This is a genomic window from Pseudooceanicola nanhaiensis DSM 18065 (genome assembly GCF_000688295.1).
Classification (GTDB): domain Bacteria; phylum Pseudomonadota; class Alphaproteobacteria; order Rhodobacterales; family Rhodobacteraceae; genus Pseudooceanicola; species Pseudooceanicola nanhaiensis.
In genome coordinates this window covers 1,265,146-1,290,930 of the sequence record NZ_JHZF01000013.1, presented here as the reverse complement: position 1 = coordinate 1,290,930, position 25,785 = coordinate 1,265,146, and the positions used below count along the sequence as shown (strand labels likewise).

25 protein-coding genes and 1 riboswitch are annotated in these 25,785 nt (G+C 70.9%); of the genes, 15 read left to right on the top strand and 10 right to left on the bottom strand.

From position 1 onward, the window contains the following. Positions 1-2: 2 nt before the first annotated feature. Positions 3-236 (bottom strand): DUF6732 family protein, encoded by a 234-nt coding sequence (locus Q344_RS0116355; protein ID WP_028287699.1) that lies wholly within the window; start codon positions 234-236, stop codon positions 3-5. A gap of 311 nt (positions 237-547) precedes the next feature. Between Q344_RS0116355 and Q344_RS0116350 the strand changes: the two genes are divergently transcribed. After that, positions 548-1,522 carry a glutathione S-transferase family protein gene (locus tag Q344_RS0116350; protein WP_028287698.1) on the top strand — a complete coding sequence of 325 codons (975 nt, stop codon included), beginning with the start codon at positions 548-550 and terminating at the stop codon, positions 1,520-1,522. A gap of 1 nt (position 1,523) precedes the next feature. Here the strand turns inward: Q344_RS0116350 and Q344_RS0116345 are convergent, their stop codons facing one another. Together Q344_RS0116345 and Q344_RS0116340 are read right to left on the bottom strand one after the other, a co-directional pair. After that, positions 1,524-2,210, bottom strand: a complete 687-nt coding sequence (locus Q344_RS0116345) for a DUF4336 domain-containing protein (protein WP_028287697.1) — start codon at positions 2,208-2,210, stop codon at positions 1,524-1,526. 70 nt (positions 2,211-2,280) lie between these two features. Next, positions 2,281-2,685, bottom strand: a complete 405-nt coding sequence (locus Q344_RS0116340; protein ID WP_244881789.1) for a response regulator — start codon at positions 2,683-2,685, stop codon at positions 2,281-2,283. A 217-nt stretch (positions 2,686-2,902) separates the two neighbouring features. On the opposite strand from Q344_RS0116340, the gene Q344_RS0116335 reads away from it, so the two are divergent. The 4 genes from Q344_RS0116335 (at position 2,903) to Q344_RS0116320 (ending at position 6,371) form a co-directional block, all read left to right on the top strand. Then, positions 2,903-3,271, top strand: a complete 369-nt coding sequence (locus Q344_RS0116335) for a DUF1636 family protein (RefSeq protein ID WP_028287695.1) — start codon at positions 2,903-2,905, stop codon at positions 3,269-3,271. Positions 3,272-3,273: 2 nt separating this feature from the next. Continuing rightward, positions 3,274-4,218, top strand: coding sequence for an aminotransferase class I/II-fold pyridoxal phosphate-dependent enzyme (locus tag Q344_RS0116330; protein ID WP_188781514.1), 945 nt, complete (start codon positions 3,274-3,276; stop codon positions 4,216-4,218). A gap of 3 nt (positions 4,219-4,221) precedes the next feature. Continuing rightward, positions 4,222-5,133 (top strand): adenosylcobinamide-phosphate synthase CbiB, encoded by a 912-nt coding sequence (gene cbiB / locus Q344_RS0116325; protein WP_028287693.1) that lies wholly within the window; start codon positions 4,222-4,224, stop codon positions 5,131-5,133. Positions 5,134-5,195: 62 nt separating this feature from the next. Further along, the gene (locus Q344_RS0116320) at positions 5,196-6,371 is read left to right on the top strand and encodes a lytic murein transglycosylase (RefSeq protein WP_028287692.1); all 1,176 of its coding nucleotides are present in this window, start codon (positions 5,196-5,198) and stop codon (positions 6,369-6,371) included. A 243-nt stretch (positions 6,372-6,614) separates the two neighbouring features. Here Q344_RS0116320 and smc read toward each other — a convergent pair whose 3' ends face one another. After that, a complete protein-coding gene (smc, locus tag Q344_RS0116310; RefSeq protein ID WP_028287691.1) occupies positions 6,615-10,070 on the bottom strand; it encodes a chromosome segregation protein SMC in 3,456 nt (1,151 codons plus the stop codon). A 273-nt stretch (positions 10,071-10,343) separates the two neighbouring features. Then, a riboswitch (cobalamin riboswitch) is annotated at positions 10,344-10,560 on the top strand. 33 nt (positions 10,561-10,593) lie between these two features. Here smc and Q344_RS25600 point away from each other — a divergent pair. Genes Q344_RS25600 through Q344_RS0116295 form a run of 3 tightly spaced genes read left to right on the top strand, consistent with a single transcriptional unit; the run spans position 10,594 to position 12,017 of the window. Next, entirely contained in the window at positions 10,594-10,764 is a 171-nt protein-coding gene (locus Q344_RS25600) for a CbtB domain-containing protein (RefSeq protein ID WP_084178446.1), read from the top strand. 16 nt (positions 10,765-10,780) lie between these two features. Beyond that, entirely contained in the window at positions 10,781-11,479 is a 699-nt protein-coding gene (locus Q344_RS0116300) for a CbtA family protein (RefSeq protein ID WP_028287690.1), read from the top strand. A gap of 52 nt (positions 11,480-11,531) precedes the next feature. Next, on the top strand, positions 11,532-12,017 hold the full coding sequence (locus Q344_RS0116295; protein WP_028287689.1) for a hypothetical protein: 486 nt from the start codon (positions 11,532-11,534) through the stop codon (positions 12,015-12,017). Between the two features lies 1 nt (position 12,018). Here the strand turns inward: Q344_RS0116295 and Q344_RS0116290 are convergent, their stop codons facing one another. Next, complete coding sequence (locus Q344_RS0116290) at positions 12,019-12,333, bottom strand: DUF1636 family protein (protein WP_028287688.1); 315 nt, start codon at positions 12,331-12,333, stop codon at positions 12,019-12,021. Positions 12,334-12,399: 66 nt separating this feature from the next. Between Q344_RS0116290 and cobW the strand changes: the two genes are divergently transcribed. The 5 genes from cobW to Q344_RS24220 all read left to right on the top strand — a co-directional run bounded on the left by cobW (position 12,400) and on the right by Q344_RS24220 (position 18,951). Next, complete coding sequence (cobW, locus tag Q344_RS0116285; RefSeq protein WP_028287687.1) at positions 12,400-13,458, top strand: cobalamin biosynthesis protein CobW; 1,059 nt, start codon at positions 12,400-12,402, stop codon at positions 13,456-13,458. Then, positions 13,455-13,940, top strand: coding sequence for a GNAT family N-acetyltransferase (locus tag Q344_RS24225; RefSeq protein ID WP_051630696.1), 486 nt, complete (start codon positions 13,455-13,457; stop codon positions 13,938-13,940). Before cobW ends, Q344_RS24225 begins: the two co-directional genes overlap by 4 nt. A gap of 215 nt (positions 13,941-14,155) precedes the next feature. Next, a complete protein-coding gene (gene cobN / locus Q344_RS0116275; protein ID WP_028287686.1) occupies positions 14,156-17,875 on the top strand; it encodes a cobaltochelatase subunit CobN in 3,720 nt (1,239 codons plus the stop codon). Between the two features lie 225 nt (positions 17,876-18,100). Continuing rightward, positions 18,101-18,583, top strand: coding sequence for a GNAT family N-acetyltransferase (locus tag Q344_RS0116270; protein ID WP_028287685.1), 483 nt, complete (start codon positions 18,101-18,103; stop codon positions 18,581-18,583). Further along, the gene (locus Q344_RS24220; RefSeq protein ID WP_036539378.1) at positions 18,580-18,951 is read left to right on the top strand and encodes a GFA family protein; all 372 of its coding nucleotides are present in this window, start codon (positions 18,580-18,582) and stop codon (positions 18,949-18,951) included. Before Q344_RS0116270 ends, Q344_RS24220 begins: the two co-directional genes overlap by 4 nt. Here the strand turns inward: Q344_RS24220 and Q344_RS0116260 are convergent. The 3 genes from Q344_RS0116260 to Q344_RS0116250 all read right to left on the bottom strand — a co-directional run bounded on the left by Q344_RS0116260 (position 18,942) and on the right by Q344_RS0116250 (position 21,079). After that, positions 18,942-19,397, bottom strand: a complete 456-nt coding sequence (locus tag Q344_RS0116260; RefSeq protein ID WP_028287684.1) for a YaiI/YqxD family protein — start codon at positions 19,395-19,397, stop codon at positions 18,942-18,944. The genes Q344_RS24220 and Q344_RS0116260 overlap by 10 nt on opposite strands. Beyond that, entirely contained in the window at positions 19,394-20,224 is an 831-nt protein-coding gene (fghA, locus tag Q344_RS0116255) for an S-formylglutathione hydrolase (protein WP_028287683.1), read from the bottom strand. The genes Q344_RS0116260 and fghA overlap by 4 nt, the downstream gene beginning before the upstream one ends. Positions 20,225-20,386: 162 nt before the next feature. Continuing rightward, complete coding sequence (locus tag Q344_RS0116250; protein ID WP_028287682.1) at positions 20,387-21,079, bottom strand: nitroreductase family protein; 693 nt, start codon at positions 21,077-21,079, stop codon at positions 20,387-20,389. Between the two features lie 203 nt (positions 21,080-21,282). On the opposite strand from Q344_RS0116250, the gene Q344_RS0116245 reads away from it, so the two are divergent. Together Q344_RS0116245 and Q344_RS0116240 are read left to right on the top strand one after the other, a co-directional pair. Further along, positions 21,283-21,597 (top strand): hypothetical protein, encoded by a 315-nt coding sequence (locus Q344_RS0116245; protein WP_028287681.1) that lies wholly within the window; start codon positions 21,283-21,285, stop codon positions 21,595-21,597. A 194-nt stretch (positions 21,598-21,791) separates the two neighbouring features. Beyond that, positions 21,792-22,697 (top strand): cation diffusion facilitator family transporter, encoded by a 906-nt coding sequence (locus Q344_RS0116240; protein ID WP_028287680.1) that lies wholly within the window; start codon positions 21,792-21,794, stop codon positions 22,695-22,697. A gap of 262 nt (positions 22,698-22,959) precedes the next feature. Here the strand turns inward: Q344_RS0116240 and pnp are convergent, their stop codons facing one another. Both pnp and Q344_RS0116230 read right to left on the bottom strand, forming a co-directional pair. Then, positions 22,960-25,092, bottom strand: a complete 2,133-nt coding sequence (pnp, locus tag Q344_RS0116235) for a polyribonucleotide nucleotidyltransferase (protein ID WP_028287679.1) — start codon at positions 25,090-25,092, stop codon at positions 22,960-22,962. A gap of 264 nt (positions 25,093-25,356) precedes the next feature. Then, the gene (locus Q344_RS0116230; RefSeq protein WP_028287678.1) at positions 25,357-25,635 is read right to left on the bottom strand and encodes a hypothetical protein; all 279 of its coding nucleotides are present in this window, start codon (positions 25,633-25,635) and stop codon (positions 25,357-25,359) included. Between the last annotated feature and the right edge of the window lie 150 nt (positions 25,636-25,785).

Here is a 25,785-nt window from a genome sequence, read left to right as displayed (position 1 = left end):
GCTCAGGCGTCCTGCGGCTCGGCTTCGGCGCTCTCCGCCGCGTCATCGTCACGGGCGGCGTTCCTGCGGCCCTTCAGCGCCTGCCAGAGGCCGATGGCGATGGCCGCGCCGATCGCGGCGGCGCCCAGCCAGTGGCCGTGGCCCGCGACCTCGGTCAGGTGGCCCGGGTGGGCCAGGGCGGCCACGGGGGCGGTGCCTGCGGAAATCACCGTGGTGATGCGTAGGAGATGGCGCATGAAGTCCCTCTTTCGTCTCAGCCACGGAAAGGGGATGACGCCCCGCCGCGGGGCCATGACGATCCGGCCCGGCGCCCCCTGTGCGGGTCGGCGCGGAGGGCCTGCTCCTTTCCGGCCCCCGGGCTTGCCCCGGCGGCATCGTCTGCCCCCTCTATAGGGATGGCCCCCGCCCGCCGCAATCGCCCTTCGCGGCATTCCGCGCCCTGGTTCCGGCGCCGCCTGTGCGCGGGCGCAAAACCCCTGCGCGCTCCTGCCCGTAGGCACCGGCGTCCCATGGTCTATGTGGAACCCGAAGCACGACGGAGGATGACATGGGCCAGCTGATAGACGGTAAATGGCACGAGGAGAGCCTCGAGGCGCTTTCCGAAGGCGGCGCGTTCGAGCGCAAGGAATCGAGTTTCCGCAACTGGATCACCGCAGACGGCAGCCCCGGCCCCTCGGGCGAGGGCGGGTTCGAGGCTGAAAGCGGCCGCTACCACCTGTATGTCTCCTACGCCTGCCCCTGGGCGCATCGCGCGCTGATCTTCCGCCAGCTGAAGGACCTGGGCGCGCATATCGACGTCTCGGTCGTGCATCCCGACATGCTGAAGGACGGCTGGGAGTTCCGCACCGATTTCCCCGGCGCCACCGGCGACAAGCTCTTCGGCTTCGATTTCCTGCGCGAGATCTACCAGAAATCCGAGCCCGAGGTGACGAGCCGCGTCACCGTGCCCGTCCTCTGGGACAAGGCGCGCGAGGTGATCGTCTCGAACGAGAGCGCCGAGATCATCCGGATGCTCAATTCCGCCTTCGACGGCATCACCGGCAACACCGACGATTACTGGCCCGAGGCCCTGCGCGAGCCCATCGAGTCGATCAACGCGCGCATCTACGACACCGTGAACAACGGCGTCTACAAGGCGGGTTTCGCGACCACGCAGGAGGCCTATGACAAGGCCGTCCGCCCGCTCTTCGACAGCCTCGACTGGATCGAGGGCATCCTGTCCGAAAACCGCTACCTGCTGGGCGACGCGATCACCGAGGCCGACTGGCGGCTCTTCACCACGCTGATCCGCTTCGACAAGGTCTATCACGGGCACTTCAAGTGCAACCTGCGCCGGATCGTCGATTACCCGAACATCTGGCCCTACCTGCGCGAGCTCTACCAATGGCCGGGCGTCGCGGAGACGGTGCATTTCGACCACATCGTGCGGCACTACCATTACAGCCACGAGACCGTGAATCCGCACCGGATCATCCCGATCACGCCGGATCTCGACCTGACCGCGCCGCACGGGCGCGGCTGAGCTAGCCGGTCAGCCAGCCGAAGGCGGAGCGCAATGCAGCCCCGCCGCCGACCGCGACCGGGGCGCCGTGAGCGATCAGCAGGCGCTGCGTCGGCCAGTCGAGGATGCGCCCCACGGCCGCGCGCGCCGCGTTGCGGTCCGTCATCGCCATCCGGAACTTGCGCGGCACCTGCGGCTCGGGCCCGCTCATCCGGTCGAGCCGCGCCACCACGGCGCGCCAGCCCGACAGAGTCTCGGCCGGCACGCGCTGGATCAGGTCGGTGACGATCGCCGTCGCGCTTTCCCGGTGGAAGAAGACAACCTCGTCCGTGATCCGGGTGCGGATCATGACCTGATCGACCTCGCCCGCCCAGGCCGGATCGGGCGCCTCCCCCAGTTGCGCGTCGATCCGCAGGTCGCCCCGTTTGGCCGCAAGCCCCGGCGGGGCGAGAAGACGCGCGGCCGGAAAGGCGGCCTGCCAGTCGCCGAGGCTCAGGTGGTGCAGCGCGTTCGGCGCGACGATCCGGGCCAGCGGACCGAAGGCCTCCACCGCGTCGCGCAGGCCGGGGGTCAGGCGCACGGGGGACCATGCCATCAGCCTGCCGTCCGAGAGGCGGATCAGCGCCATGCGTGTCGGGTAGCGGAAGCCGAAGACCTCGACCTCGGGGCCGTCGGCGGTCCTGAGACCGGGACCGAATGGCGTGAGCATGGCGATTCCCCCCGCTGCGCGGCCTCAGCCTAGCCCGCCCCCCCCGCGCCGCAATGCCGGAAACGCGGCCCTACCCGGCCTCGCCGTAATGCTCGACGATGGCGGCCAGGTCGGAGGGCGGCCCGTCCGCCCGCAGCAGCGCGCGGGCGTTCGGGGCATGGTTGAAGATCGACCCGTCCGAGAAGAAGGCGGAATTCGTCACGAAGATCACCCGGGCGCCCGGCTGCCGGTAGCTCGCGTAATCCGACACGGCCAGAGCCGCGCCTCCGGGCAGGATCAGGTCCAGCACGATCACGTCGTATTCGCGCGCCTGCAGCGCCGCCACCGCGGCGTCCTGATCGTGGACAAGACGCGTCTCGCAGCCCAGCCGGACCAGATGGCCCTGCCAGAGCCGGCCAAGCTCGGCCTCGGCCTCCACGATCAGGACCCGTGTCACGTGGGAGCCATGCTGCGGATCGTGGGTCATGCCGGTCATTGCCTCGTTGCGCGAAAGGGCCGCGACAGGCTAGAGGAAGCCTGAATGATGAACACGGTCCGAGCGAGTTCCTAACAAACGGTTAACGAAACCGGCCCACCCGGCGCTTTTCGGACGCCTGACACAAAGCGAATGTTCCGACGGCCGGGGCGGACCGGCATCCCCCGGGATTTTCGAGCGAAACCGACGCCGAGGCGCATCACATCGAGAGGCCCGAATGTCCACCTGGATCACCATCTGCGACACCTGCAAGCGCGAGGACTGGGCCGAACGCGGTGTCCCCGACACCGACGGCGCACGTCTGGCCGAGCTGCTCGAACCGATGGCCGAGGCCGCGGGCCTGCGCACCCGCCGGGTCTCGTGCCTGATGGGCTGCACCCATGGCTGCAACGTCGCGATCCAGGCGGGCGGCAAGCTCTCCTACACCCTGGGCCGGTTCGAGCCGGGCGCGGAGGCGGCTGCGGCGATCGTCGAATATGCCGGCCTGCATGCCGCCTCCGAGACCGGGCAGGTCCCCTTCCGGCAGTGGCCGCAGGGCGTGAAGGGCCATTTCGTCACCCGCCACCCGCCGCTGCCGGAGAGCTGATCATGGGGCGCGACCACGGGGGCGGGATCGACGCCGCAGCCGAACGGTTCGGCGGCGCGCGTGACACCTGGATCGACCTCTCCACCGGCATCAACCCGGTGCCCTACCCGATCCCGGCCCTCTCCGCCCGCACCTGGCGCGACCTGCCCGACCGGGCGGCGCAGACGGAGCTTGTCGAGGCGGCCCGCCGCTTCTGGGGTGTGCCGGAAGGGGCGGCGATCCTGCCGGTGCCGGGGCTTTCCGCCATCATCGGCCGGCTGCCCGGCCTGACGCCCGCCGGCACCGTCGCGATCCCCGGGCCCACCTACAACGAATACGCGCCCGCCTTCACGGCAGCCGGCTGGCAGGTCCTCGCCCTCGATCCGGTGCCGGACCATCATGCCCTGGTGATCGTCCACCCGAACAATCCCGACGGCCGCTGGCACCCGGCCCCGCCGAGCGGCGCCCGCCTTCGGGTCATCGACGAAAGCTTCTGCGACCTCGCCCCCGATCGCTCGCACATCGCGCTTGCGGCCGAGCCCCGGACGCTGGTTCTCAAGAGCCTCGGCAAGTTCTGGGGCCTCGGCGGCCTGCGGCTGGCCTTCGTGATCGGCGATCCCGAGTTCACCGACCGCCTGAGCGAGACGCTCGGCCCGTGGCACATCTCGGGCCCCGCGCAGGAGATCGGCCGCCGCGCGCTCGCCGACCACGACTGGGCCACGCGGACGCGCGCCCGCCTCGCCGCGGATGCGGCGCGGATGGACCGGCTGGCCGCGGGCGCGGGCGCGACGCCGGCGGGCGGCACCGACCTCTTCCGCCTCTACAGGATCCCGAACGCCGCGGCGCTGCGCGGCCGCCTCGCCCGGCACCGGATCTGGAGCCGCGTCTTCCCCTGGTCCTCGGACCTGATCCGCCTCGGCCTGCCCGCGCCCGAGGAATGGGACCGGGTCGAGGCCGCGCTCGCCTGAACCATGGACACGGCCGCCCTTCTCTGCGCCGCGCTGCTGATCGACGCCGCCATGGGCGAGCCGCGCTGGCTCTGGTCTCGCCTGCCGCACCCGGCGGTGCTGATGGGCCGCGCGATCCACTGGTGCGACCTGCGCGTCAACCGCGGCCGCGCGCGTCTGCTGCGCGGCGCGCTCGCCCTCGCCGGGCTCTGCACGCTGGCCCTGCTGATCGGCGGCGCGCTCTCGGCGCTCGGCCCGGTGGTCGAGGCGCTGGCCGCGGCGATCCTGCTGGCACAGAGATCCCTCGTGCAGCATGTCGCGGCCGTGGGTGACGCGTTGCGCCTGTCGCTGAACGACGGCCGCCGGGCCGTGGCCCGCATCGTCGGCCGGGACACCGCCGCGCTCGACGGCCCCGGCGTCGCCCGCGCCGCGATCGAAAGCGCGGCCGAGAACCTGTCGGACGGGGTCGTCGCGCCCGCCTTCTGGTTTCTCGTCGGCGGGCTGCCGGGGATGGCGCTCTACAAGATGGTCAACACCGCGGACAGCATGATCGGCTACCGCACGCCGCGCCACGAACGCTTCGGCAAACCGGCCGCGCGGCTCGACGACCTGATGAACTGGATCCCCGCGCGCCTGACCGCGCTGATCCTCGCCGCGCTCGGCCGGGGGCTGGGCGACTGGCCCGCGATCACGGCCGAGGCGCGCCGCCACCGTTCGCCGAACGCCGGCTGGCCCGAGGCCGCACTGGCCCGGGGACTGGACGTCGCCCTGTCGGGCCCGCGCGCCTATCACGGGGAAATGAAGGACTTTCCCTGGGTCCACCCGCAGGGCCGCCGCGACCCCGGCCCGGCCGCCATAGACGGGGCCTGCGGCTTTCTCTGGCGGGTCTGGGCGGTGCTGCTGGCCGCCTCCGCGGCGCTGGCGCTGATCGGCTAGGCGTTGCCTGGGGGGCGCAAGCTGCTACCTTCGCCGGGATTTGACCACAGCCAGAGGCCCTCATGACCGCCAAGCCCGTTGCCCTTGCCCTCGCGCTCACCCTCTCCGCCGGAGCCGCCACCGCCCAGTGCGGCGGCGATTTCGGAAGCTTCGTCGCGGGCCTGCAGCAGGAGGCCGTCTCGCGCGGCCATGATGCCGCCGCCGCGCAGCGTTTCTTCTCGGGTGTCCGCCACGATCCAAAGGTGATCCAGGCCGACCGGGCGCAGGGGGTCTTCCAGCTCGACTTCACCACCTTCGCGCGGCGGCTGATCTCGGCCAACCGGATGCAGACCGGCCAGCAGAAGGCCCGGCAATTCGCCGACACCTTCGCCCGGATCGAACGCGATTACGGCATCGCCCCCGGCGTGCTGCTGGCCTTCTGGGCCTTCGAGACCGATTACGGTGCCTTCCAGGGCGACTTCAACACGCTGAACGCGCTTGTCACGCTCTCCCACGACTGCCGTCGGCCCGAGCTTTTCCGCCCGCAGGTCTTCGCCGCGCTCGAGCTCTACGAGAAGGGCGATTTCGAGCCGGCCACGACGACCGGCGCCTGGGCCGGCGAGATCGGCATGGTCCAGATGCTGCCCGAGGACATCCTCACCAACGGCGTGGACGGCGACGGCGACGGCCACGTGAGCCTCAAGACCTCCGCCCCCGACGCGCTGATGTCGGGCGGCAACATGCTGCGCTCGCTCGGCTGGCGCGCGGGCGAGCCGTGGCTGCAGGAGGTCTCGGTCCCCGAGGGGCTCGACTGGACGAAGACCGGCCTCGACCACGAGATGACGGCCGCCGAATGGCAGGCGCTCGGGGTGCAGCCCCGCTCGGGCCAGATGATGCGCCCGGACCTGCCCGCCTCGGTCCTGCTGCCGCAGGGCCGGCATGGGCCGGCCTTCCTCGCCTACCCGAACTACCGGGTGTATTTCGAGTGGAACCAGAGCTTCGTCTACGTCCTGACCGCCGCCTATTTCGCCACCCGGCTGGAGGGCGCGCCGGTCTTCGATCCGGGCAATCCCGATCCGGGCCTGTCGGGCGACCAGATGGAGGTGCTCCAGCAGAAGCTCGTGGCCCGCGGCCACGACGTGGGCGATGTCGATGGGATCCTCGGCGAGAAGACCCGCGAGGCGGTGCAGAAGGTCCAGATCGAGCTTGGCCTGCCCGCAGACGCCTGGCCGACGCCCGACCTGCTGAACCGGCTCTGAGGGGCCCGGTAACCTTTCGGTAGGACTTGCGGCCTAGGCTCGGGGTCGTGCCGTAGCAAGTGCGCCGTTCCCTTACTGCGACCCGGCAGAGAAATGCTCTGCCGGGTCTTCTTTCATGGTGGGGCACTGGGCGCAGGCGCGGCGATTGGCGGCCCTCTCCAGAGCGCATTTCCACCGCGGCGACATCGCGCGCGTCGATACGGCGGCGGTGCCGGGCGGACACGAAGCGGTCGGCGGCCCGTTCTAGGCGACCAGCGCCTCGGCCTTCTTCAGGTCGACCGAAACCAGCTGGCTGACCCCCTGCTCCTGCATCGTCACGCCGAAGAGCCGGTCCATCCGGGCCATCGTCACCGCGTGGTGCGTGATGACCAGGAACCGCGTGTCCGTCCGGCGGCACATCTCGTCGAGCATGTCGCAGAAGCGGGTCACGTTGGCGTCGTCGAGCGGCGCGTCGACCTCGTCGAGCACGCAGATCGGCGCGGGGTTGGCGAGGAAGACCGCGAAGATCAGCGCCAGCGCGGTCAGGGTCTGCTCGCCGCCCGAAAGGAGCGACAGGGCCGCCAGCTTCTTGCCCGGCGGCTGGCACATGATCTCTAGCCCGGCTTCCAGCGGATCGTCGCTCTCGACCAGCACGAGGTTTGCCTCACCGCCGCCGAAGAGGTGGGTGAAGAGCAGGCCGAAGTTCGAATTCACCTGCTCGAAAGCGGTCAGCAGCCGCTCGCGGCCCTCCTTGTTGAGCGAGGCGATGCCGGAGCGCAGCGTCGCGATGGCGGCCTCGAGGTCGGCCTTCTCGCGGATCAGCTCCCCGTGCTCGCCCGCGACCGCCTTCATGTCCTCCTCGGCGCGCAGGTTCACGGCGCCGAGCGCATCCCGCTGGCGCTTCAGGCGGTTCACGTCGTTCTCGATATCGTCCGAGGGCGGCATCGCATCCGGATCCATGTCGAGGCTTTCCAGCAGCTGCTTCGGCGAGAGCTCCATCTCCTCGGCGATCCGTTCGGCCGCCGTCGTCACCGCCTCGGCCCCGGCTTCGGCCCGCGCTTCCGCCGCGGCGCGCGCCTCGCGCGCCTCCGACGCCCGGCGCTCCGCGTCGCGTTCGTTGGCCACGGTCTCCCGCGCGGCGGTCTCGGCCTCGGCCAGCGCATCGGCGGCCTTCCGGCGCCGCGCTTCGGCCTCCTCGATCCCGGCCGAGAGCTTCTCGCGCTCCTCGGCCAGCCCGGCGGGGAGCTCTTCGGCCTCGGCCAGTTCGGCCGCGGTATCGGCGCGGCGCTCGTCGAGCTCCCCGACGCGGCGGTCGGCGCTTTCCAGCCGCGTCCGCCAGCTCGTCAGCTCCCGCGCCACGTCGCCCGCGCGCTTCACCCGGGCCTCGCCCTCGCGGCGCAGCTCGTCGTGGGAGGCGCGGCGCGACATCATCGCCATCCGCGACCCTTCGACCGCCATCTTGATCTGGTCGACCGCCGACCGCGCCGCCTCCAGATCGCCCAGATCGGCCACGGCCTTCTCGGCCTCCGCCAGCTGCTTCCGGGCCGCCATCGCGTCTTCCTCGTGGCGCGTCACGGACAGCCCCAGGCTCTCCAGCCGGCTCTCCGCGAGGTTGCGGTCCGCCTCCGCCCGCGACAGGGCCCGCGCGGCCTCGGCCATCAGCCGGTCCGCGTCGCGCCGTGCCTGCCGCGCCTGCTTGTCGGCCTCCGCGAGGTCCGCGAGCCGCTGCGCGAGATGGTCATGCGCCGACCGTGCGCCCTCGGCCCGGTTGGTCGCGTGTTCCAGCTCCTGCTTCAGCTCCTCCAGCCGGTTCAGCTGCTGCAGCCGCAGCGCCGCCGCGGACGGCATGTCCTCCGCCCAGGCCCGGTAGCCGTCCCATCTCCAGAGATCGCCCTCGACCGTCACCAGCCGCTGTCCCGGTTTCAGCTGCGCCTGCAGCCGCGCGCCGTCCTCGGCCTCGACCACGCCGATCTGCGAGATCCGGCGGTGCAGCACCTCGGGCACCGTCACGTAATTCGCGAGCCCCTGCACCCCGGCGGGCAGCTCCTGCCCCGCGCCGTAGCCGGGCAGCACCGTCCAGCCCGAGGGCCCGTCCGCATCCACCACCGGCGCCCGCAGGTCGTCCGCCAGGGCCGCCCCGAGCGCCTTCTCGTAGCCCGCGCGGACCTTCACGAGGTCCATCACCTGCCCGCCCTCGGCGGTGTCCCGCTGCACCAGCTTCGCCAGCGCCGTCACCTCGGCCCGGAGCGCGTTCACCTCGCCCTCGGCCGCCGAGCGTTCCGCCCGGGCATCGGCCTCGCGCGACTGGGTCTCGGCCCGCGCGGTTTCGGCCGCCAGCAGGGTCTCCTCCGCCCGCTCGGCGGTGGCCGCGGCGATCTCTTCCTCTTCCTGCGCCTTCGCCTGCGCCGCGTCGGCGCCCGACAGCAGCTTGCGCGCCTCGGCCACCGCCGCACGTGCCTTGCCGGCCTCCTCCTCGGAGCGGTTCAGCGTCTTGCGGCTGTCCTCGAGGAAGCGGTGCGCCGACTGGTGACGCGCCGCCAGCCGGGCGACATCCTCGGTCAGCTCCGCCAGTTCCTCCTCGCGCTCGCGCAAGACCGCGGCCGCCTCGCGCGCGGCCTCCGCCGCCTCCTCCAGCGCGGCGTCATGGCCCTCACCTGCTTCGGCCAGTGCCTCGGCCTCGGCCTCGAGCGTCGCGATGGTCTCGCCCGCGTCGCGGTTGAGGCCCGATTCCCGGTCCATGTCGCGCATCAGCTGCGCGATCCGCGCCTTCAGCGTCCCGATCAGGTCCAGCGCCCGCTTCTCGCGGTCGGCCAGAGCATCCCGCTCCACCGTCAGCCGCTGCAGGATGGCCGAGGCGATCGCCTCCTCCTCGCGCTTCGGCGGCAGCGCCTCGTCCGCCTCCTCGCGCGCCCTGGCGGCGGCGCGGGCGGCCGTTTCGGCCTGCGCGGCGGCCGAGGTCTTCTCGCGCAGCGCCGCGAGCGCCTTGGTCCGCGCCTCGTCGGCCTCGCGCCAGCGACGGTAGAGGAGCATCCCCTCGGCCTGCCGGAGCTCGGTCCCGATGGCGCGGTAGCGGGCGGCCTGCTTCGCCTGCCGCTCCAGGGTGGCGAGCTGCGAGGCGAGGTTCTCGACCACGTCGTCGACGCGGGTCAGGTTCTGCTCCGCCCCGTTCAGCTTCAGCTCGGCCTCGTGGCGCCGGGCATAGAGGCCGGAGATCCCCGCCGCCTCCTCGAGGATACGGCGCCGGTTCTTCGGCTTCGCGTTGATCAGCTCGGAGATCTGCCCCTGCCGCACCAGCGCCGGGGAATGCGCGCCGGTGGAGGCGTCGGCGAAGAGCATCTGCACGTCGCGCGCCCGGGTGTCCTTGCCATTGGCCTTGTAGGCAGAGCCCACGTCGCGGGTGATCCGGCGGACGATCTCCAGATGGTCCTGGTCGTTGAACCCGGCGGGCGCGAGGCGCTCCGCATTGTCGATCTGGAGCGTCACCTCGGCGAAGTTCCGCGCCGGGCGCGAGGCGGCGCCCGCGAAGATCACGTCCTCCATCCCGCCGCCGCGCATCGCGGTCGGGCGGTTCTCGCCCATCACCCAGCGGAGCGCCTCGAGCAGGTTGGACTTGCCGCAGCCGTTCGGCCCCACGACGCCCGTGAGCCCGTCCTGGATCAGCAGGTCGGTCGGGTCGACGAAGCTCTTGAAGCCGGTCAGTCTGAGTTTCGAGAAACGCAAATGCTCTGCCTCGGGGTGATTCCCGTTATCGCCTCAGGGTGGAGGCTGGGGCGGGGCCGAGTCAATCGAAGCCTGACTGCATGTGGCGGGCGATCGGCGGTTATCCACAAGATATGGCGCCGGGCGCGGCCCGTCGCCCCGAAAGGGGGGGCGCTGCCCCCCTCTTGCCCGCAGGCGGGCAATTCACCCCCCGGGATACATGGACCAGAGGAAGACAGGGCGCAGGGCGGACGCGCGCCCGCCGTTTCACCTTGACGTGACCCCGGGGAATTTCGCATGAACGGTACATACGGTTCCCCGTGAAGGGCGCAGGAGCGCCCGGGGATAATCGGGAATGCGGAACGGGTGACCCATCCAGGGGCCCGCAGCCGCAGCCGCCCCCGCGACTGTGACGTGGCGAGCGGGCCTTCGATGGCCACTGGGAAACCGGGAAGGCGAAGGCACGCAGGGACCCACAAGCCAGGAGACCGGCCGTATGATGGAAACCCAAACGCCGTCGGGGATGACGGCAAGGAGTGAGAACATGACCGCACACGCCCCCGCAGCCGCCGGCACGACCTCCGGCGCCCTCTCGATCGTCGCCGCCGCCCTGATCGGCCTGGGCATCATCGTCTTCGCGGGCCACCTGCAGGCGCAGACCCTGCACGATGCCGCGCATGACGTGCGCCACGCGACCGGCTTCCCCTGCCACTGAGCCCCGGGACAGTCGGATGTTCAGACAGATCGCGACCAGCGCGCTGTTCGCTGGTTTCTGCGCGGGGCTGATCGCCGCCGCGCTGCAGCTCGTCTTCGTCCAGCCCGTGCTTCTGCATGCCGAGCTTTACGAGGGCGGGGACATTGTCCATTTCGGGGCCGAGGCGGTCAGCGCCCATCCCGACCTGCCCGGCTTCGATCCGGTACGCGACGGGCTCTCGGTGCTTTTCACCGCGCTGGTCTATACCGGCTACGCGCTGATCCTCGTCGCGCTGATGGCGCTGGCCACGCAGCGTGGCGCGGTGATCGACGCGCGGCACGGCATCCTCTGGGGCCTCGCGGGCTTTGCCTCGGTGCATTTCGCCCCGGCCTTCGGCCTGCCGCCCGAGGTGCCCGGCGTCGCCGCGGCGGACCTCGTCGCCCGCCAGCTGTGGTGGGGCGCCACGGTCGTCGCGACCGCCGCCGCGCTCTGGCTGATCGCCTTCGGCTCGGGCTGGATGGCGTGGGGCGCGGCCATCGGGCTGCTGCTGGCACCGCAGCTCGTCGGCGCGCCGCATCCGGACAGCTTCACCGGCCCAGTGCCGCCCGAGATCGGCGCCCTCTTCGCCGCCCGCGCGCTTGGCGTCGGGCTGGCGGCCTGGGTGGCGCTCGGGGCCTTCGCCGGGTATTTCTGGCAGCGCGAGGCGGCCGGCGCCGCCCTGCCCCGGACCGCCTGAGAGACCGGCGCCGCCCGCGCGGCGGCGCCCCTCGGGCAAGGAAAGCGACGGGATGAAGAACACCCTTTTCATGCTGCTCATCGGCCTGTTCTTCGGCACCGGGCTGGGCTTCCTGCTGGCGCAGGCGCCCGGCGCCACGATGTCCGAGGGGCACGATCATGCCGCCCATGGCGTGCCCCATGGCGACGCCGACATGGCGGGGCACGACCATTCCGCGCTGCTCGAGGCGGGGGCCGGCCTCCGGGTGATGCTGCAGGCCACGCCCGAGGGGAACGGCGGCGTGAACCTTCATATCGTCACCGAGAACTTCCGCTTCGCCCCGGAGCACGTCAACGGCGCCCCCGTCCCGGGCGAGGGCCACGCCCATGTCTATGTCGACGGGGTGAAGGTGCTGCGGAGCTACGGCCCCTATGCCCATGTCTCGGGCATCACCCCCGGCGAGACCGAGATCCGCGTGACCCTGAACGCCAACAGCCACGAACAGCTGGCGATCGACGGCACGCCGGTCGAGGCGGTGCAGAGGGTGACCGTGGAATGAGCTACGCCGGGATCCGACCGATCAGGCAGAACCGCAGCCGCCCCAGCGGGCGCGCGTCCGCGATCATGCCGTCGGGCGCCCCGGCATACAGGCGCGCGAAGGTGGCGAGCGCCGCCGCATCCGCCGGCCCGACGCCGCCGAAGAGATACGCGGCCTTCCCCTCGGCCCGCGCCGCCACGGTGACGGGACGGGAACAGACGTTCATGCAGGGGGCCAGCCGGAGCGCGACCCCCTCGGGCAGCGCGCCGACGGCCCCGGCCAGGGCCGCCCCCGCCCCCTCGCACTCCCCGCAGATCGAAATCACGTGCCGTGTCATGCCGCACTCCCTCCCCGGAGCCATAGGCCGCGCGCCCCTTCCGCACAACACCGGAGCCTGACCCAGATGCAGACCAAGACCCCCGCCACGATCATCACCGGCTTCCTCGGTGCCGGGAAGACGACCCTGATCCGCCACATGCTGAGCAATGCCAGGGGCAAGCGCATCGCGCTGATCATCAACGAGTTCGGCGATCTCGGCGTGGACGGAGACCTCCTGAAGGGCTGCAACGACGAGGCCTGCGGCGAGGACGACATCATGGAGCTCTCGAACGGCTGCATCTGCTGCACCGTGGCCGAGGATTTCGTCCCCACGATGGAGAAGCTCCTCGACCGACCCGACCGCCCGGACCACATCGTGATCGAGACCTCGGGCCTCGCCCTGCCCCAGCCTCTGATCCGCGCCTTCAACTGGCCCGGAATCTCGACCCGCGTCACCGTGGACGGGGTGGTGACGGTCGTCGACGGCCCGGCGCTGCGCGACGGCCGCTTCGCGCATGACGAGGCGGCGGTGGACAGGATCCGGGCCGCCGACGAATCGATCGACCACGAAACGCCGCTCTCGGAGCTCTTCGAGGACCAGCTCACCTGCGCCGACATGGTGGTGATGAACAAGTCCGACCTCCTGTCACCCGCCGAGGCCGAGGCGATCCTCGGAGACCTCAAGGCCGGCATCCGCGACGGCGTCCGGATCGTGCCCTCCTCCATGGGGGCGCTGCCGGTCGAGGTCCTGCTGGGGATGCAATCGGCGGCCGAGGCCGACACGGAGGCGCGGCACGAGATCCACCATCACCACCACGAGGACGACGAGGAGGATCACGACCACGACCACGACCATGGGCACGACGAGTTCGAGACCTTCGTGGTATCGCGCGGGGAGGTGGCAGATGCATCGGCCTTCGCCGAGCAGGTGGCGGAGGTGATCCGCGCCCATGACATCCTCCGCCTCAAGGGCTTCGCGGCGATCGCGGGCAAGCCCATGCGCCTGACGCTGCAGGCCGTCGGCCCCCGCGTGGACACCTATTTCGACCGCCCCTTCGGCGCCGCCCCGCGCGAGACGCGGCTGGTGGTCATCGGCCAGGCCGGCCTCGACCGCGCCGCCATCGAAAAGGCGCTCACCGCATGATCCGCATCGACCCCGCCTCCCCGCTCGACCCGGATGTCACCCGCCTGATCTTCGCCAGCCATGCGCTGATGGACGAGCTCTTTCCGGCCGAAAGCAACCATCACATGATGCCCGAGGAACTCGCCGCGCCCAATGTTCACTTCTTCGCCGCCCGGCGGGACGGCCGGACCATCGGCTGCGGCGCGGTGGCGGAGAAGGACGGCTACGGCGAGATCAAGTCGGTCTTCGTCGACCCCGAGGCCCGCGGCTCCGGCGCCGCGCAGGCGATCATGCGGATGCTCGAGGACCACGCGCGGAAGCTCAAGCTCCCCCTCCTCCGCCTCGAGACCGGGGATCGCCTGCACGCCGCCCGCAAGCTCTACGCCAACATGGGCTTTGAGGAGCGCGGCCCCTACGGCGAATACGTCCTCGACCCGCTCAGCGTCTACATGGAGAAACGCCTCGCCCCGGCCGAGACCCGCGACCCCGCCACCGAAGCCTGACCCCGGCCCGTTCCAGGTCCAACCCGCCCCGCCCTCTTTCCGCCCCGCCCCGCCGCCCGCGCGCCCCCGCACCTGGCCAGACAAGGCCCCGCCGGTGGCGCCCGCCCTCCAGGCCGGCGCAAGGCTCTCCGGCTCCTCCCGGCCCGTCTTCATCTTTCCCGAAATACTCCCGCCGGAGGCTCCCGAACCCTCCGCAAGCGCCAAGGCCCGACCCGATGCACCTCCTCGCCGCCACCCCCGGTTCCCATGACGACGGACAGGAACCCGTCGATCTGAACCAGACCCCGGCCGACGTGGTGGTGATCTCCGCCGCCGACACCGAGCTCGCCGCGCTCTCCGAGGCGCGCGCGTCGCTGGACACCGCCCCGACCCTGCGCCTGGCCAACCTCGCGCATCTGCGGCACCCGATGTCGGTCGACCTGCACCTCGACCAATGCGCCGGGCGTGCCCGCCTCGTCGTCGCCCGCATCCTCGGCGGCTCCGGCTACTGGCGCTACGGGGTCGAGCAATACGCCGCGCGCCTGCACGCCGCGGGCATCCCGCTGGCGCTGCTGCCGGGCGACGACAAGCCCGACGCCGAGCTGCGCGCGCTCTCGACCGTCACCGATGCGGATTACGACCGTCTGTGGTCCTATCTCGTCGAGGGCGGGCCCGAGAACGCCGCCAACTTCCTGCGCCACACCGCGCACATGCTGGAGGGCACCGAGGCCCCCGCCGCCCCCAGGCCGCTCCTCCGCGCGGGGCTCTACTGGCCGGGCGCCGCCGCCCCGAGCCTCGCCGACCTCCGCGCGCAATGGCCCGAAGGCGCGCCGGTCGTGCCGGTGATCTTCTACCGCGCCCTCGTTCAGGGCGCCGGGCTCAACCCGATCAACCGTCTCACCAAGGCCCTCCTCCGCGCCGGCCTCGCGCCCCTGCCGGTCTTCGTCGCCTCCCTGAAGGACCCGGTCTCCACCGCCACGCTCGAGCACCTCTTCACCGAAGCTCCGCCCTCCGCGATCCTCAACGCCACCGCCTTCGCCACCGGCTCCCCCCATGGCGACGGCGCCGAGAACCCGCTCGCCGCCCCCTTCGCCAACGGGGCGCCGGTCTTCCAGATCGTCCTCTCCGGCGGCGCGGAAGAGGCTTGGGAGCAGGGCCTCACCGGCCTCTCCGCCCGCGACATCGCGATGAACGTGGCCCTGCCGGAGGTCGATGGCCGCGTCCTCACCCGCGCGATCAGCTTCAAGGACGAGGCCTATTTCGACGACGCCACCCAGTGCCCGATCGCGACCTACCGCGCACGCGGCGACCGGATCACCTTCGTGGCCGAACTGACCCGCCGCTGGTGCAGCCTGCGCCACACCCCCGCAGCGGAGCGCAGGATCGCCCTCGTCCTCGCCAATTACCCGAACAAGGACGGACGCCTTGCCAACGGCGTCGGGCTCGACACCCCCGCCTCGACGGTGGAGGCCCTCCGCCTCCTCGCCGCCGAGGGCTACAGCGTCGAGAACCCCCCCGAGACCAGCGACGCCCTGATGCAGGCGATCCTTGCAGGCCCCACCAACTGGCTCACCGACCGCGCGGAAAGGCAGGGCGGCGTCGCCCTTCCCCTCTCGACCTATCTCGCACATTTCAACGCCCTGCCCTGGGAGGTGAAGCAACGCATCACCGACCGCTGGGGCCAGCCCGAAGCCGACCCCTTCATCTTTCCCGAAATACTCCCCCCGGAGGGCCGCTCTCCGGACGCGCCCGAAGCGGCCTTCAAGCTCTCCGTCCTGACCCACGGCAACGTCGTCGTCGGCCTCCAGCCCGCGCGCGGCTACAACATCGACCCGACCGAGACCTACCATTCCCCGGACCTCGTCCCGCCGCACAACTACCTCGCCTTCTACATCTGGCTGCGCGAGGTCTTCGGCGCGCAGGCGATCGTGCACATGGGCAAGCACGGCAACCTCGAATGGCTCCCCGGCAAGGCGCTGGCGCTGTCCGGGACCTGCCTGCCCGAGGCCGTGCTCGGGCCGATGCCCCATGTCTATCCGTTCATCGTCAACGACCCCGGCGAGGGCACGCAGGCAAAGCGCCGGGCGCAGGCGGTGATCGTCGACCACCTCACCCCGCCGCTCACCCGCGCGGAAAGCTACGGGCCGATGCGCGACCTCGAAGCCCTCGTCGACGAATATTACGAGGCCGCCGGCGTCGATCCGCGCCGCATCACGCACCTCCGGAAGGAGATCCTGAGCCTCACCGCCGCCACCGGCCTGGACCGGGACGCAGGCCTGACGGGCGAGGACACCGAGACCGACCTCGCGAAGCTCGACGCCTTCCTCTGCGAGCTGAAGGAGGCCCAGATCCGCGACGGCCTGCATGTCTTCGGACGGTCTCCCACGGAGCGCCTCGAACGCGACCTCCTGCAGGCCCTGACCCGCATCCCGCGCGCGGACGGCTCCGGCCCCGATGCCTCGCTCCCGCGCGCGCTCGCCGCCGACCTTTCGCTTGCCTTCGACCCGCTCGACTGCGACATGGCCGCCCGCTGGACCGGGCCGCGCCCGGAGGTCCTCGCCGGGATCGACCCCTCGCCCTGGCGCAGCCACGGCGATACGGTCGAGCGCCTGGAGCTCCTGGCCTCCGCGCTGATCGCGGGCGACATGCCTGCGCAAGGACCGGCGAGCACCGCCGTGCTCGAGACCATCGAGACGCGGATCCGCCCCACCCTCGCCGCCTGCGGCCCCTCGGAGGGGGCGGGCCTCCTCACCGCCCTTGCAGGGCACTTCGTCGCCCCGGCGCCCTCCGGCGCGCCCACGCGGGGACGTCTGGACACCCTCCCGACGGGGCGCAACTTCTACTCGGTCGACAGCCGCGCGGTGCCGACGCCGACCGCCTGGACGCTGGGCTGGAAATCCGCGAACCTGCTGATCGAGAAACACCTCCAGACCCATGGCGACTGGCCGCGCGCGCTCCTGCTGACCGCATGGGGCACCGCCAACATGCGCACCGGGGGCGACGACATCGCGCAGGCCCTCGCGCTCATGGGCGTGAAGCCGCAATGGGACAGCGCCAACCGCCGCGTCACCGGTTTCGAGATCCTGCCCCTCGGGGTCCTCGACCGGCCCCGCGTCGACGTCACGCTCCGCATCTCGGGCTTCTTCCGCGACGCCTTCCCCCAGCTCATCGCCCTCGTCGACCGCGCGGCCCGCGCCGTGCAGGCCCTCGACGAACCGCAGGACATGAACCCCGCCGCCGCCCGCGCCCGGGCGGGCGAACCCGCGGCCCGCGTCTACGGCGCAAAGCCCGGCGCCTACGGCGCGGGGCTGCAGGCGCTGATCGACGAACGGCTCTGGGCGGAGAAGGCCGATCTTGGCGAAGCCTACCTGACCTGGGGGTCCTACGCCTATGCCGCCGAGGAAGAGGGCATCCCGGACCGCGCGGGTTTCGAGACGCGGCTGAAACAGGCCGAGGCCATCGTCCAGAACCAGGACAACCGGGAGAACGACCTGCTCGATTCCGACGATTACTACCAGTTCGAAGGCGGCGCCGCGGCGGCGATCCACACGCTCCAGGACCGCGACGTGCCGATCTACCACAACGACCATTCCCGCCCCGAACGCCCGGTCATCCGGACGCTCGACGAGGAGATCTCCCGCGTCGTCCGCTCCCGCGTGGTGAACCCGAAATGGATCGCCGGGGTGAAGCGCCACGGCTACAAGGGCGCCTTCGAGATCGCCGCCACGGTCGACTACCTCTTCGCCTTCGCCGCCACCACGGGCGCGGTGCAGACCCACCATTTCGACCTCGTCGAGGCGGCCTTCCTGGAGGACGTCGACACGCGCAGCTTCATCGCGGAGCATAACCCCGCCGCCCTCCGCGAGATCGCCGAGCGGCTGCAGGAGGCCATCGACCGCTCCCTCTGGATCCCGCGATCGAATTCCGCGAGGGCGCGGATCGCGGCGCTGATCTGAGCCGGTCCCCGGCCGGCGGATCATCGACGTCCTGCGCCCGCCTCGCCCGCTGTGCGCCGGGCGCTGCCCGTCGCCCGGGGGTCGCCCGGGGCGGGCATCGAGCCCGCCCCGGGCGATGCCTCCGGCGGGGATATTTTCGGCAAGAGGAAGCGGAAGGCACTTCGCAGGCGGGCCGCGTTCCCTGTAGCCCTTTCCCGGCCCGCGGTTCCCGCTATACCTTTGGGGATGCAGCCGGTCCGCCTCACCCCAGACGACGACATGCAGGCCATCCACCGCCTGCTGAGCACGGCCTTCGCCTATATGGAGGACCGGATCGACCCGCCGTCCTCGCTGCGCAGGATGACGCCCTCGACCTTCGCCGAGGAGGCCCGCAGGAAGGAGCTCTGGGCGCTCCTCGATCCCGCACCCGTGGCCTGCATGGTGCTGACGCCGAGGCCCGGGCATCTCTACCTCGGCAAGCTCGCCGTGGCCGAGGACCAGCGCGGCCGTGGCATCGCCCGGCTGATGCTCGCCCATGCCGACGCCCGCGCCCGTGCGCTCGGTCTGCCCGCGCTGGTGCTGCAGACCCGGGTCGAGCTGACCGAGAACCACGCCGCCTTCACCCGGCTCGGCTTTGCCGAGACCGGCCGGACCGCACACGCGGGCTACGACCGGCCGACCTCGGTCACCTTCACCCGCACCGTGGCGCAGCCGGAGCCCGCGCCATGACGCTCACCGGGCATTGCCTCTGCGGCGCCTGCCGCTTCGCCTTCGCGGCTCCGCCGAAATGGACCGGCCATTGCCATTACGAGAGCTGCCGCCGGGCGACGGCCTCGATGATGACCACCTTCGCAGGCGTCGCGGACGGGGCGTGGCGCTGGACCGGGGCGACGCCCGCCACCTACCATTCGAGCCCCGGCGTCACCCGCCACTTCTGCCCGACCTGCGGATCGCAGCTCGCCTTCCGGTCGACCCGCTGGCCCGGAGAGACGCATTTCCATGCGGCCCTCCTCGACGACCCGGCGCGGATCGAGATCGAAGGCAATTTCCACACCGAGGAGCGCCTCTCCTGGCCCCTCGACCCGGATCAGCCCTGACGCAGGCCCGCCCGGACCTCGCGCTCCAGCGCATCGAGAAACCGCGACCGATCCGCCTTCGAGAACGCCTTCCCGCCCCCCTGCCGGAACGGGTCCGCCGCCCGCAGGTCGGTCATCAGGTCCCTGACCGCCAGCGCCTGGCCGACGTTGCGCGCGTCCAGCGCCTCGCCATTGGGCTTCAGCACCCGTGCGCCCCCCTCGACGCAGCGCGCGGCGAGCGGGATGTCCTGCGTCACCACCACGTCTCCCGGGCCCGCCCGCTCCGCGATCCACATGTCCGCCGCATCGGGCCCCTCGGGCACCACGACGATCTCCACCAGCGGATTGCGCGAAGGCCGGATGCCGCCGTTCGAGACCAGCAGCATCCGCACCCGGTGGCGGGTGGCGACCCGCTCGGCCTCCTCCTTCACCGGGCAGGCATCGGCGTCGATGTAGAGCACCGTCACGCGTAGAGCGCCTCCGCATGGAAGCCCAGGTGCTCCTCCATGAAGGTGGAGACGAAGAAATAGCTGTGGTCATACCCCTTCTGGATCCGGAAGCTCCCCTCCTGCCGCCGCCTGGCCGCCGCCTCGAACAGCGTCTCCGGCTTCAGCAGGTCAAGGAACTGGTCGTCCCCGCCCTGGTCCACCAGCACCGGCCCGGCAAAGCCCTTCTCGGCCATCAGCAGGCTCGCGTCATGCGCCCGCCACGCCGCCTCATCCTCACCGAGATAGGCCGAGAGCTGCTTTCGCCCCCAATCCCCGCGCGTGGGGTTGCAGATCGGCGCGAAGGCCGAGACCGAGCGGTAGCGCTCCGGATAGGTCATCGCCAGCGTCAGCGCCCCGTGTCCGCCCATCGAATGCCCGGTGATCGCCTGCCGCTCCATGTCGAGCGCGAAATCGCGGGCGAGCAGGTCGGGCAGATCCTCGGCCACGTAATCCCACATCCGGAAATGCGGCGCCCAGGGGGCCTCGGTCGCGTTCACGTAGAACCCGGCCCCCTGCCCCATGTCGAAATCATCGTGATCCGCCACCCCCTCGCCGCGCGGCGACGTGTCGGGAAAGACCAGCGCGATCCCCTGTTCCGCGGCCCAGCCCTGCGCGCCCGCCTTCACCATGGCATTCTCGTGGGTGCAGGTCAGCCCCGAGAGATACCACAGCAGAGGCACCGGCCCCTCGCGCGCCTCCTCGGGCAGGAAGAGCCCGAAGGTCATCTCGCAGGCGGTCGCGTCGCTCTCATGCGCATAGACCCCCTGCACGCCCCCGAAACACCGGTTTTCCGAAATCACCTTCATCGCTCGTTCCTTTCCGGGGGCGCGCGCGCGACGGTCCCGCCCGCACCACGCCCCATCTTCCTCTGGTTTCATATCCCGGGGGGTGAATTGCGCGGCCTGCCGCGCAAGAGGGGGGCAGCGCCCCCCTTCCCCCCGCCGGTCGCACAGGCGACCGGCCATCATTCATGCCCGCACCGTCAGGATCTCCTCCAGCGGCTTCTTGATCTTCGCCACCGCCGGCACCGTCGCGCCCTCCGCCGGATGCCCGACGGCGAGGATCATCACCGGCTTCTCGCTCTCGGGCCGGTCGCAGAGGCCGTTCAGGAACCGCATCGGGTTCGGCGTATGGGTCAGCGCCGACAGCCCCGCGTTGTGCAGCGCGGCGATCAGGAACCCGGTCGCGATCCCGACGCTCTCCGGCACGTAGTAGTTCTTGTACCGCGTGCCCTCCTTCGTCACCCCGTAGCGCTGCGCGAAGACGACGATCAGCCACGGCGCAGCCTCGAGATGCGGCTTCGAGACACCCGTCCCGATCGGTTCGAGCGCCTTGAGCCATGCGTCCCCGGCCCCGCCCGCGTAGAACTTCTCCTCCTCGGACTCGGCCGCCCCGCGGATCTCGGCCTTCATCGCCGGATCGGCGATGGCCACGAAATGCCACGGCTGGTGGTTGGCGCCCGAGGGGGCCCGGCCCGCGGTCTCGACGCAGCGCGCGATCACCTCCTGCGCCACCGGGCGGGTGTCGAAGTCCCGCACGCTGTGGCGGCCCTTCATCAGCGACAGGAAGGCCTCCGCCGCCGCCGCCATCTCCGCGTCGTCCATCTCGCGACGGTCCGGCAGGGGCACCGGTTCATAGCTGATCTGTCCCTCGTGATACATGCGCCTCTCCTCCGCCTCTCCGCAGCATCGCCACCCCGCCGCCCGCGTCAACCCGGCGGTTGCGCGGCCGAGGACCGGCCCCGCCTGTCTCATACATGTCGAATGGCATGGCCATCTTGACGCAGAGTCAGGAGATGCCTACCGACTCGGCGCGCGGCGGCCCCGCGCGACGGGACGCGCCGCGGTTTTCTCAGGACAGCTCCATGCGTCACATGTCCCGCGTCGCCGCCACGGCGATCCTCCTGCTCGGCGCCACCACCGCCGGGGCCACCCCCTTCACCTGCACCTTCACCGGCGGCATCCCGGGCCAGTCGGACAGCGAGGGCAACGTCGGTCCGTTCCAGTCCAACGGCGCCGGATACGCCGCCGAGGGCGAGACCATCCGCACCGCCGCGCGCGAGGCGCGCCTGGCCTGCACCGCGGGCGAGGCGCTCGGCGCCCAGGGCTGCATGTTCCTCGGCTGCACCGACGTGGCCGAGGCGGAAAAGGCAGCCGAGCCCCAGCCCGCCGGGGACTGACGGCACACCTTCCGCCGCACCGCGGGACGGGCAGCGCGGGCGGAAAGCCCTGCAATCCCAGGCGCCTCCGCTGCCCGCCCGCGGTTGCGGGCCGCCCCCATTTGCGAGTGATTTTCACTAGCAAACACAGTGGGTTGCGCTCCGCCGCCCCGCCGCCTATTCAGGGCTGCCCTTCCCCCCGAAAGGCACGGCCCATGTCGTCCACGCTCAGAACCGCCGTCGCCTCGATCCTCGTGGGCCTCCTCGTCCTCGGGCTGAAGACGCTGGCCTGGTGGCTGACGGGCTCGGTCGCGCTGCTCTCCGATGCGCTCGAGAGCATCGTCAACGTGGCGACCGCCGTCGCCGCGCTGATCGCGATCCGGGTGGCCGCGCTGCCCGCCGACGCCAACCACCCCTACGGGCACCACAAGGCCGAGTTCTTCAGCGCCGTGCTCGAGGGCCTGCTGATCGTCGCCGCCGCCCTGCTGATCCTGCACGAGGCCTGGTCGGCCCTCCGCACCCCCCGGGTGATCGACGCCCCGCTCTGGGGGCTTCTCGTCACCCTCGGGGCCACGGCGGTCAATGCGGTCTGGTGCCAGGTCCTGCTGCGCGCCGGGCGGCGCGAGCGCTCGCCCGCGCTGGTGGCGGACGGGCGGCACCTCTACGCGGACGTTCTGACCTCGGCCGGGGTCGCGGCGGGCATATCGCTGGCCTGGGCCACCGGCTGGTGGATCCTCGACCCGTTGATGGCGGCGCTCGTGGCGCTCAACATCCTGTGGTCCGGCGGCCTGCTGATCCGCAGTTCGCTCAGCGGCCTGATGGACGAGGCGGTCTCCGACTCCACCCTCGCCGTCGTGCGCGACGTGATCGCGGCCGAGGCCCGGGGCGCGGTCGAGGCGCATGACCTGCGCACCCGCCACGCCGGCAAGGCCACCTTCATCGACTTCCACCTGGTGGTCCCCGGCGAGACCTCGGTCTTCGAGGCGCACGAGATCTGCGACCGGATCGAGGGCGCGCTGCAGGACGAGATCGAGGATGCCAGGGTCACGATCCACGTCGAGCCCGAGCACAAGGCGAAACCCGGCGAGGGCATCGCCGTCGGCCCCGACCCCGAGGCCTGAACCGCAGCGCATGCCGGGCGGGAGCCCGGCCGCCGCTGCCGGACGAGCGTCCCGCTTCATCTTTCCGGAAATACTCCCGCCGGAGGCATCCCGGCCTGACCGCCGGCCCCGGCCTCGACCTTCCGGGCGCAGGGGCCGCAGGCCGCGCCCGCGAGGGGCTCGATGCCCCTTGCGGGCGCCCCCCGGGCGACGTCCCGTGGACGGCGCAAAGGAAAAGGCCCCGCGTTGCCGCGGGGCCTCCTGTCTCGGGGAAGAGAGCGGATCACTCCGCGGTCTCTTCCTTCTCGGCTTCCTGGCCGGTCTCCTGGTCGACGACCTTCATCGACAGGCGGACCTTGCCGCGGTCGTCGAAGCCCAGGAGCTTGACCCAGACCTCCTGGCCTTCCTTCAGCACGTCCGACGGATGGTTCAGGCGGCGGTTCTCGATCTGCGACACATGCACGAGGCCGTCGCGCTTGCCGAAGAAGTTCACGAAGGCGCCGAAATCGACGATCTTCACGACCTTGCCCTTGTAGATGTGGCCTTCCTCGGGCTCTGCCACGATCGAATAGATCATGTCATAGGCCTTCTGGATGGCGTCGCCATTCGGCGAGGCGATCTTGATGACGCCGTCGTCGTTGATGTCGACCTTGGCGCCCGAAACCTCGACGATCTCGCGGATCACCTTGCCGCCCGAGCCGATCACTTCGCGGATCTTGTCGGTCGGGACCTGCATCGTCTCGATGCGCGGCGCGTGGGCCGAGAACGCACCGGCACCCGAAAGCGCCTTGTTCATCTCGCCCAGGATGTGCATCCGGCCGTCCTTCGCCTGCGCGAGGGCCTTCTCCATGATCTCGGGGGTGATCCCGGCCACCTTGATGTCCATCTGGAGCGAGGTGATGCCGTTCTCGGTGCCCGCGACCTTGAAGTCCATGTCGCCGAGGTGATCCTCGTCGCCGAGGATGTCGGTCAGGATGGCGTAATCGCCGTCGTCTTCCAGCACGAGGCCCATGGCCACACCGGCGACCGCCGATTTCAGCGGCACGCCCGCGTCCATCATCGACAGCGAGCCGCCGCAGACGGAGGCCATCGAGGAGGAGCCGTTCGACTCGGTGATCTCCGACACGACGCGGATCGTGTAGGGGAAGTCGGTCGCCGCCGGCAGCACGGCCTGCAGCGCGCGCCATGCGAGCTTGCCGTGGCCGATCTCGCGGCGGCCGGGAGAGCCGACGCGGCCCACTTCACCGACCGAGTACGGCGGGAAGTTGTAGTGCAGCAGGAAGTTCGACTTGTAGGTGCCGTTCAGCGCGTCGATCATCTGCTCGTCGTCGCCGGTGCCGAGCGTCGTGACCACGAGGCCCTGCGTCTCGCCCCGGGTGAACAGCGCCGAGCCGTGGGTCCGCGGCAGCAGGCCGGTTTCGCAGACGATCGGACGGACCTCGTCGGTCCGGCGGCCGTCGATCCGCTTGCCGTTCTTGACGACGTCGCCGCGCAGCACGCTCGATTCCAGCTTCTTCAGCGCGGACCCGAGGTTCGCGTCTTCCAGCTGCTCTTCGCTCAGCGCAGCCTTGATGTCGGCCTTGGCGGCGGCGACCGCGGCGGTGCGCTCCTGCTTGTCGGTGATCGCGTAGGCGGCGCGCATCTTGTCCTCGCCGGCGGCTTTCACGGCGTCGTAGAGCGCCGAGTAATCCGGGGGCGAGAAGTCGAAGGGCTCTTTCGCGGCGTCTTCGGCAAGGCTGATGATCAGGTCGACGACCGGCTTGATCTGGTCATGCGCGAAGGTCACGGCGCCCAGCATCTCGGCCTCGGTCAGCTCGTAGGCTTCGGATTCGACCATCATCACCGCGTCACGGGTGCCCGCGACCACGAGGTCGAGCCGCTGCTCGGGGTTCTCGCGCAGCTTGTGCATGTCCTCGACATCGGGGTTCAGCACGTATTCGCCGTCGACATAGCCGACGCGGCAGCCCGCGATCGGGCCCCGGAAGGGCGCGCCCGAGATGGTCAGCGCCGCGGAGGCCGCGATCATCGCGACGATGTCGGGGTCGTTGACGAGGTCGTGGCTCAGCACGGTGCACATCACGAGCACTTCGTTCTTGAAGCCGGGGACGAACAGCGGGCGGATCGGACGGTCGATCAGGCGCGCGGTCAGCGTTTCCTTCTCGGTCGGCCGTGCCTCGCGCTTGAAGAAGCCGCCCGGCACTTTACCGGCGGCGTAGTATTTTTCCTGGTAGTGGACCGTCAGCGGGAAGAAGTCCTGACCCGGCTTCGGTTCCTTGGCGAAGGTCACGTTCGCCATGACGCTGGTTTCGCCCAGCGTGGCGATGACGGTGCCATCTGCCTGACGGGCAATCTTGCCCGTCTCAAGAGTGAGGGTTTCGTCGCCCCACTCCATCGATTTCTTCGTAACGTTGAACATCTAGCGTATCCTGTAGGGGAGCACTCCCGGGCCCTCCCGGGTCTCCCATTTGCATGGCGGCCCCATTGCCGCCGCCCCCAATCCTCTCGCACAACGCCGGGGGCTGAAGCGTCACGTCTCAGATTGCGCCGCCATACATGAATCCATGGGTTTTGGAAACCGTTTGTCACGCGCCGCGCGGCGCGGTCCGTGGTCCGCGCCCGTCACGGGCGGCCTGATGGTTTACCTGGGCGTCAGCGCGCCTGTTTTCAAGGTTCCGGACGGTCAGGCGGCAGAGGCGGAGGGCTGCACCTCGACCAGTCCCAACAGGCTCAGGCGGGTGATGATCCGGTCCATCTCCCTGGGGCCGGGCGCAGCGTCGCCGAGGATCATGGCCAGATATCCCGCGATCTCGCAGTTCGAGGTCCGCCCGTCGCAGAACGTGTAGACGAGGCCGGACACGCGGTCGAGGCGATGCTCGGTCGATCCGCTCCGTGCCCGCAGTATAAGCCCGCCCGAATGGGCTTCCAGATCGTATCCCGCAACAGAACGGGCATAGGGCATGACACCTCCTCCTCGCGCTGGCCGACCCGTCAGTCAGTCAACAGATAGTGCAATCATGACGCGAGAAAAGAGATCTCGATGCGCGTTAACATAAGGGAATCGGCATGAAACGCGGTCGAGGAGGCCCGAAAACGAAAAAGCGCGCCCGGG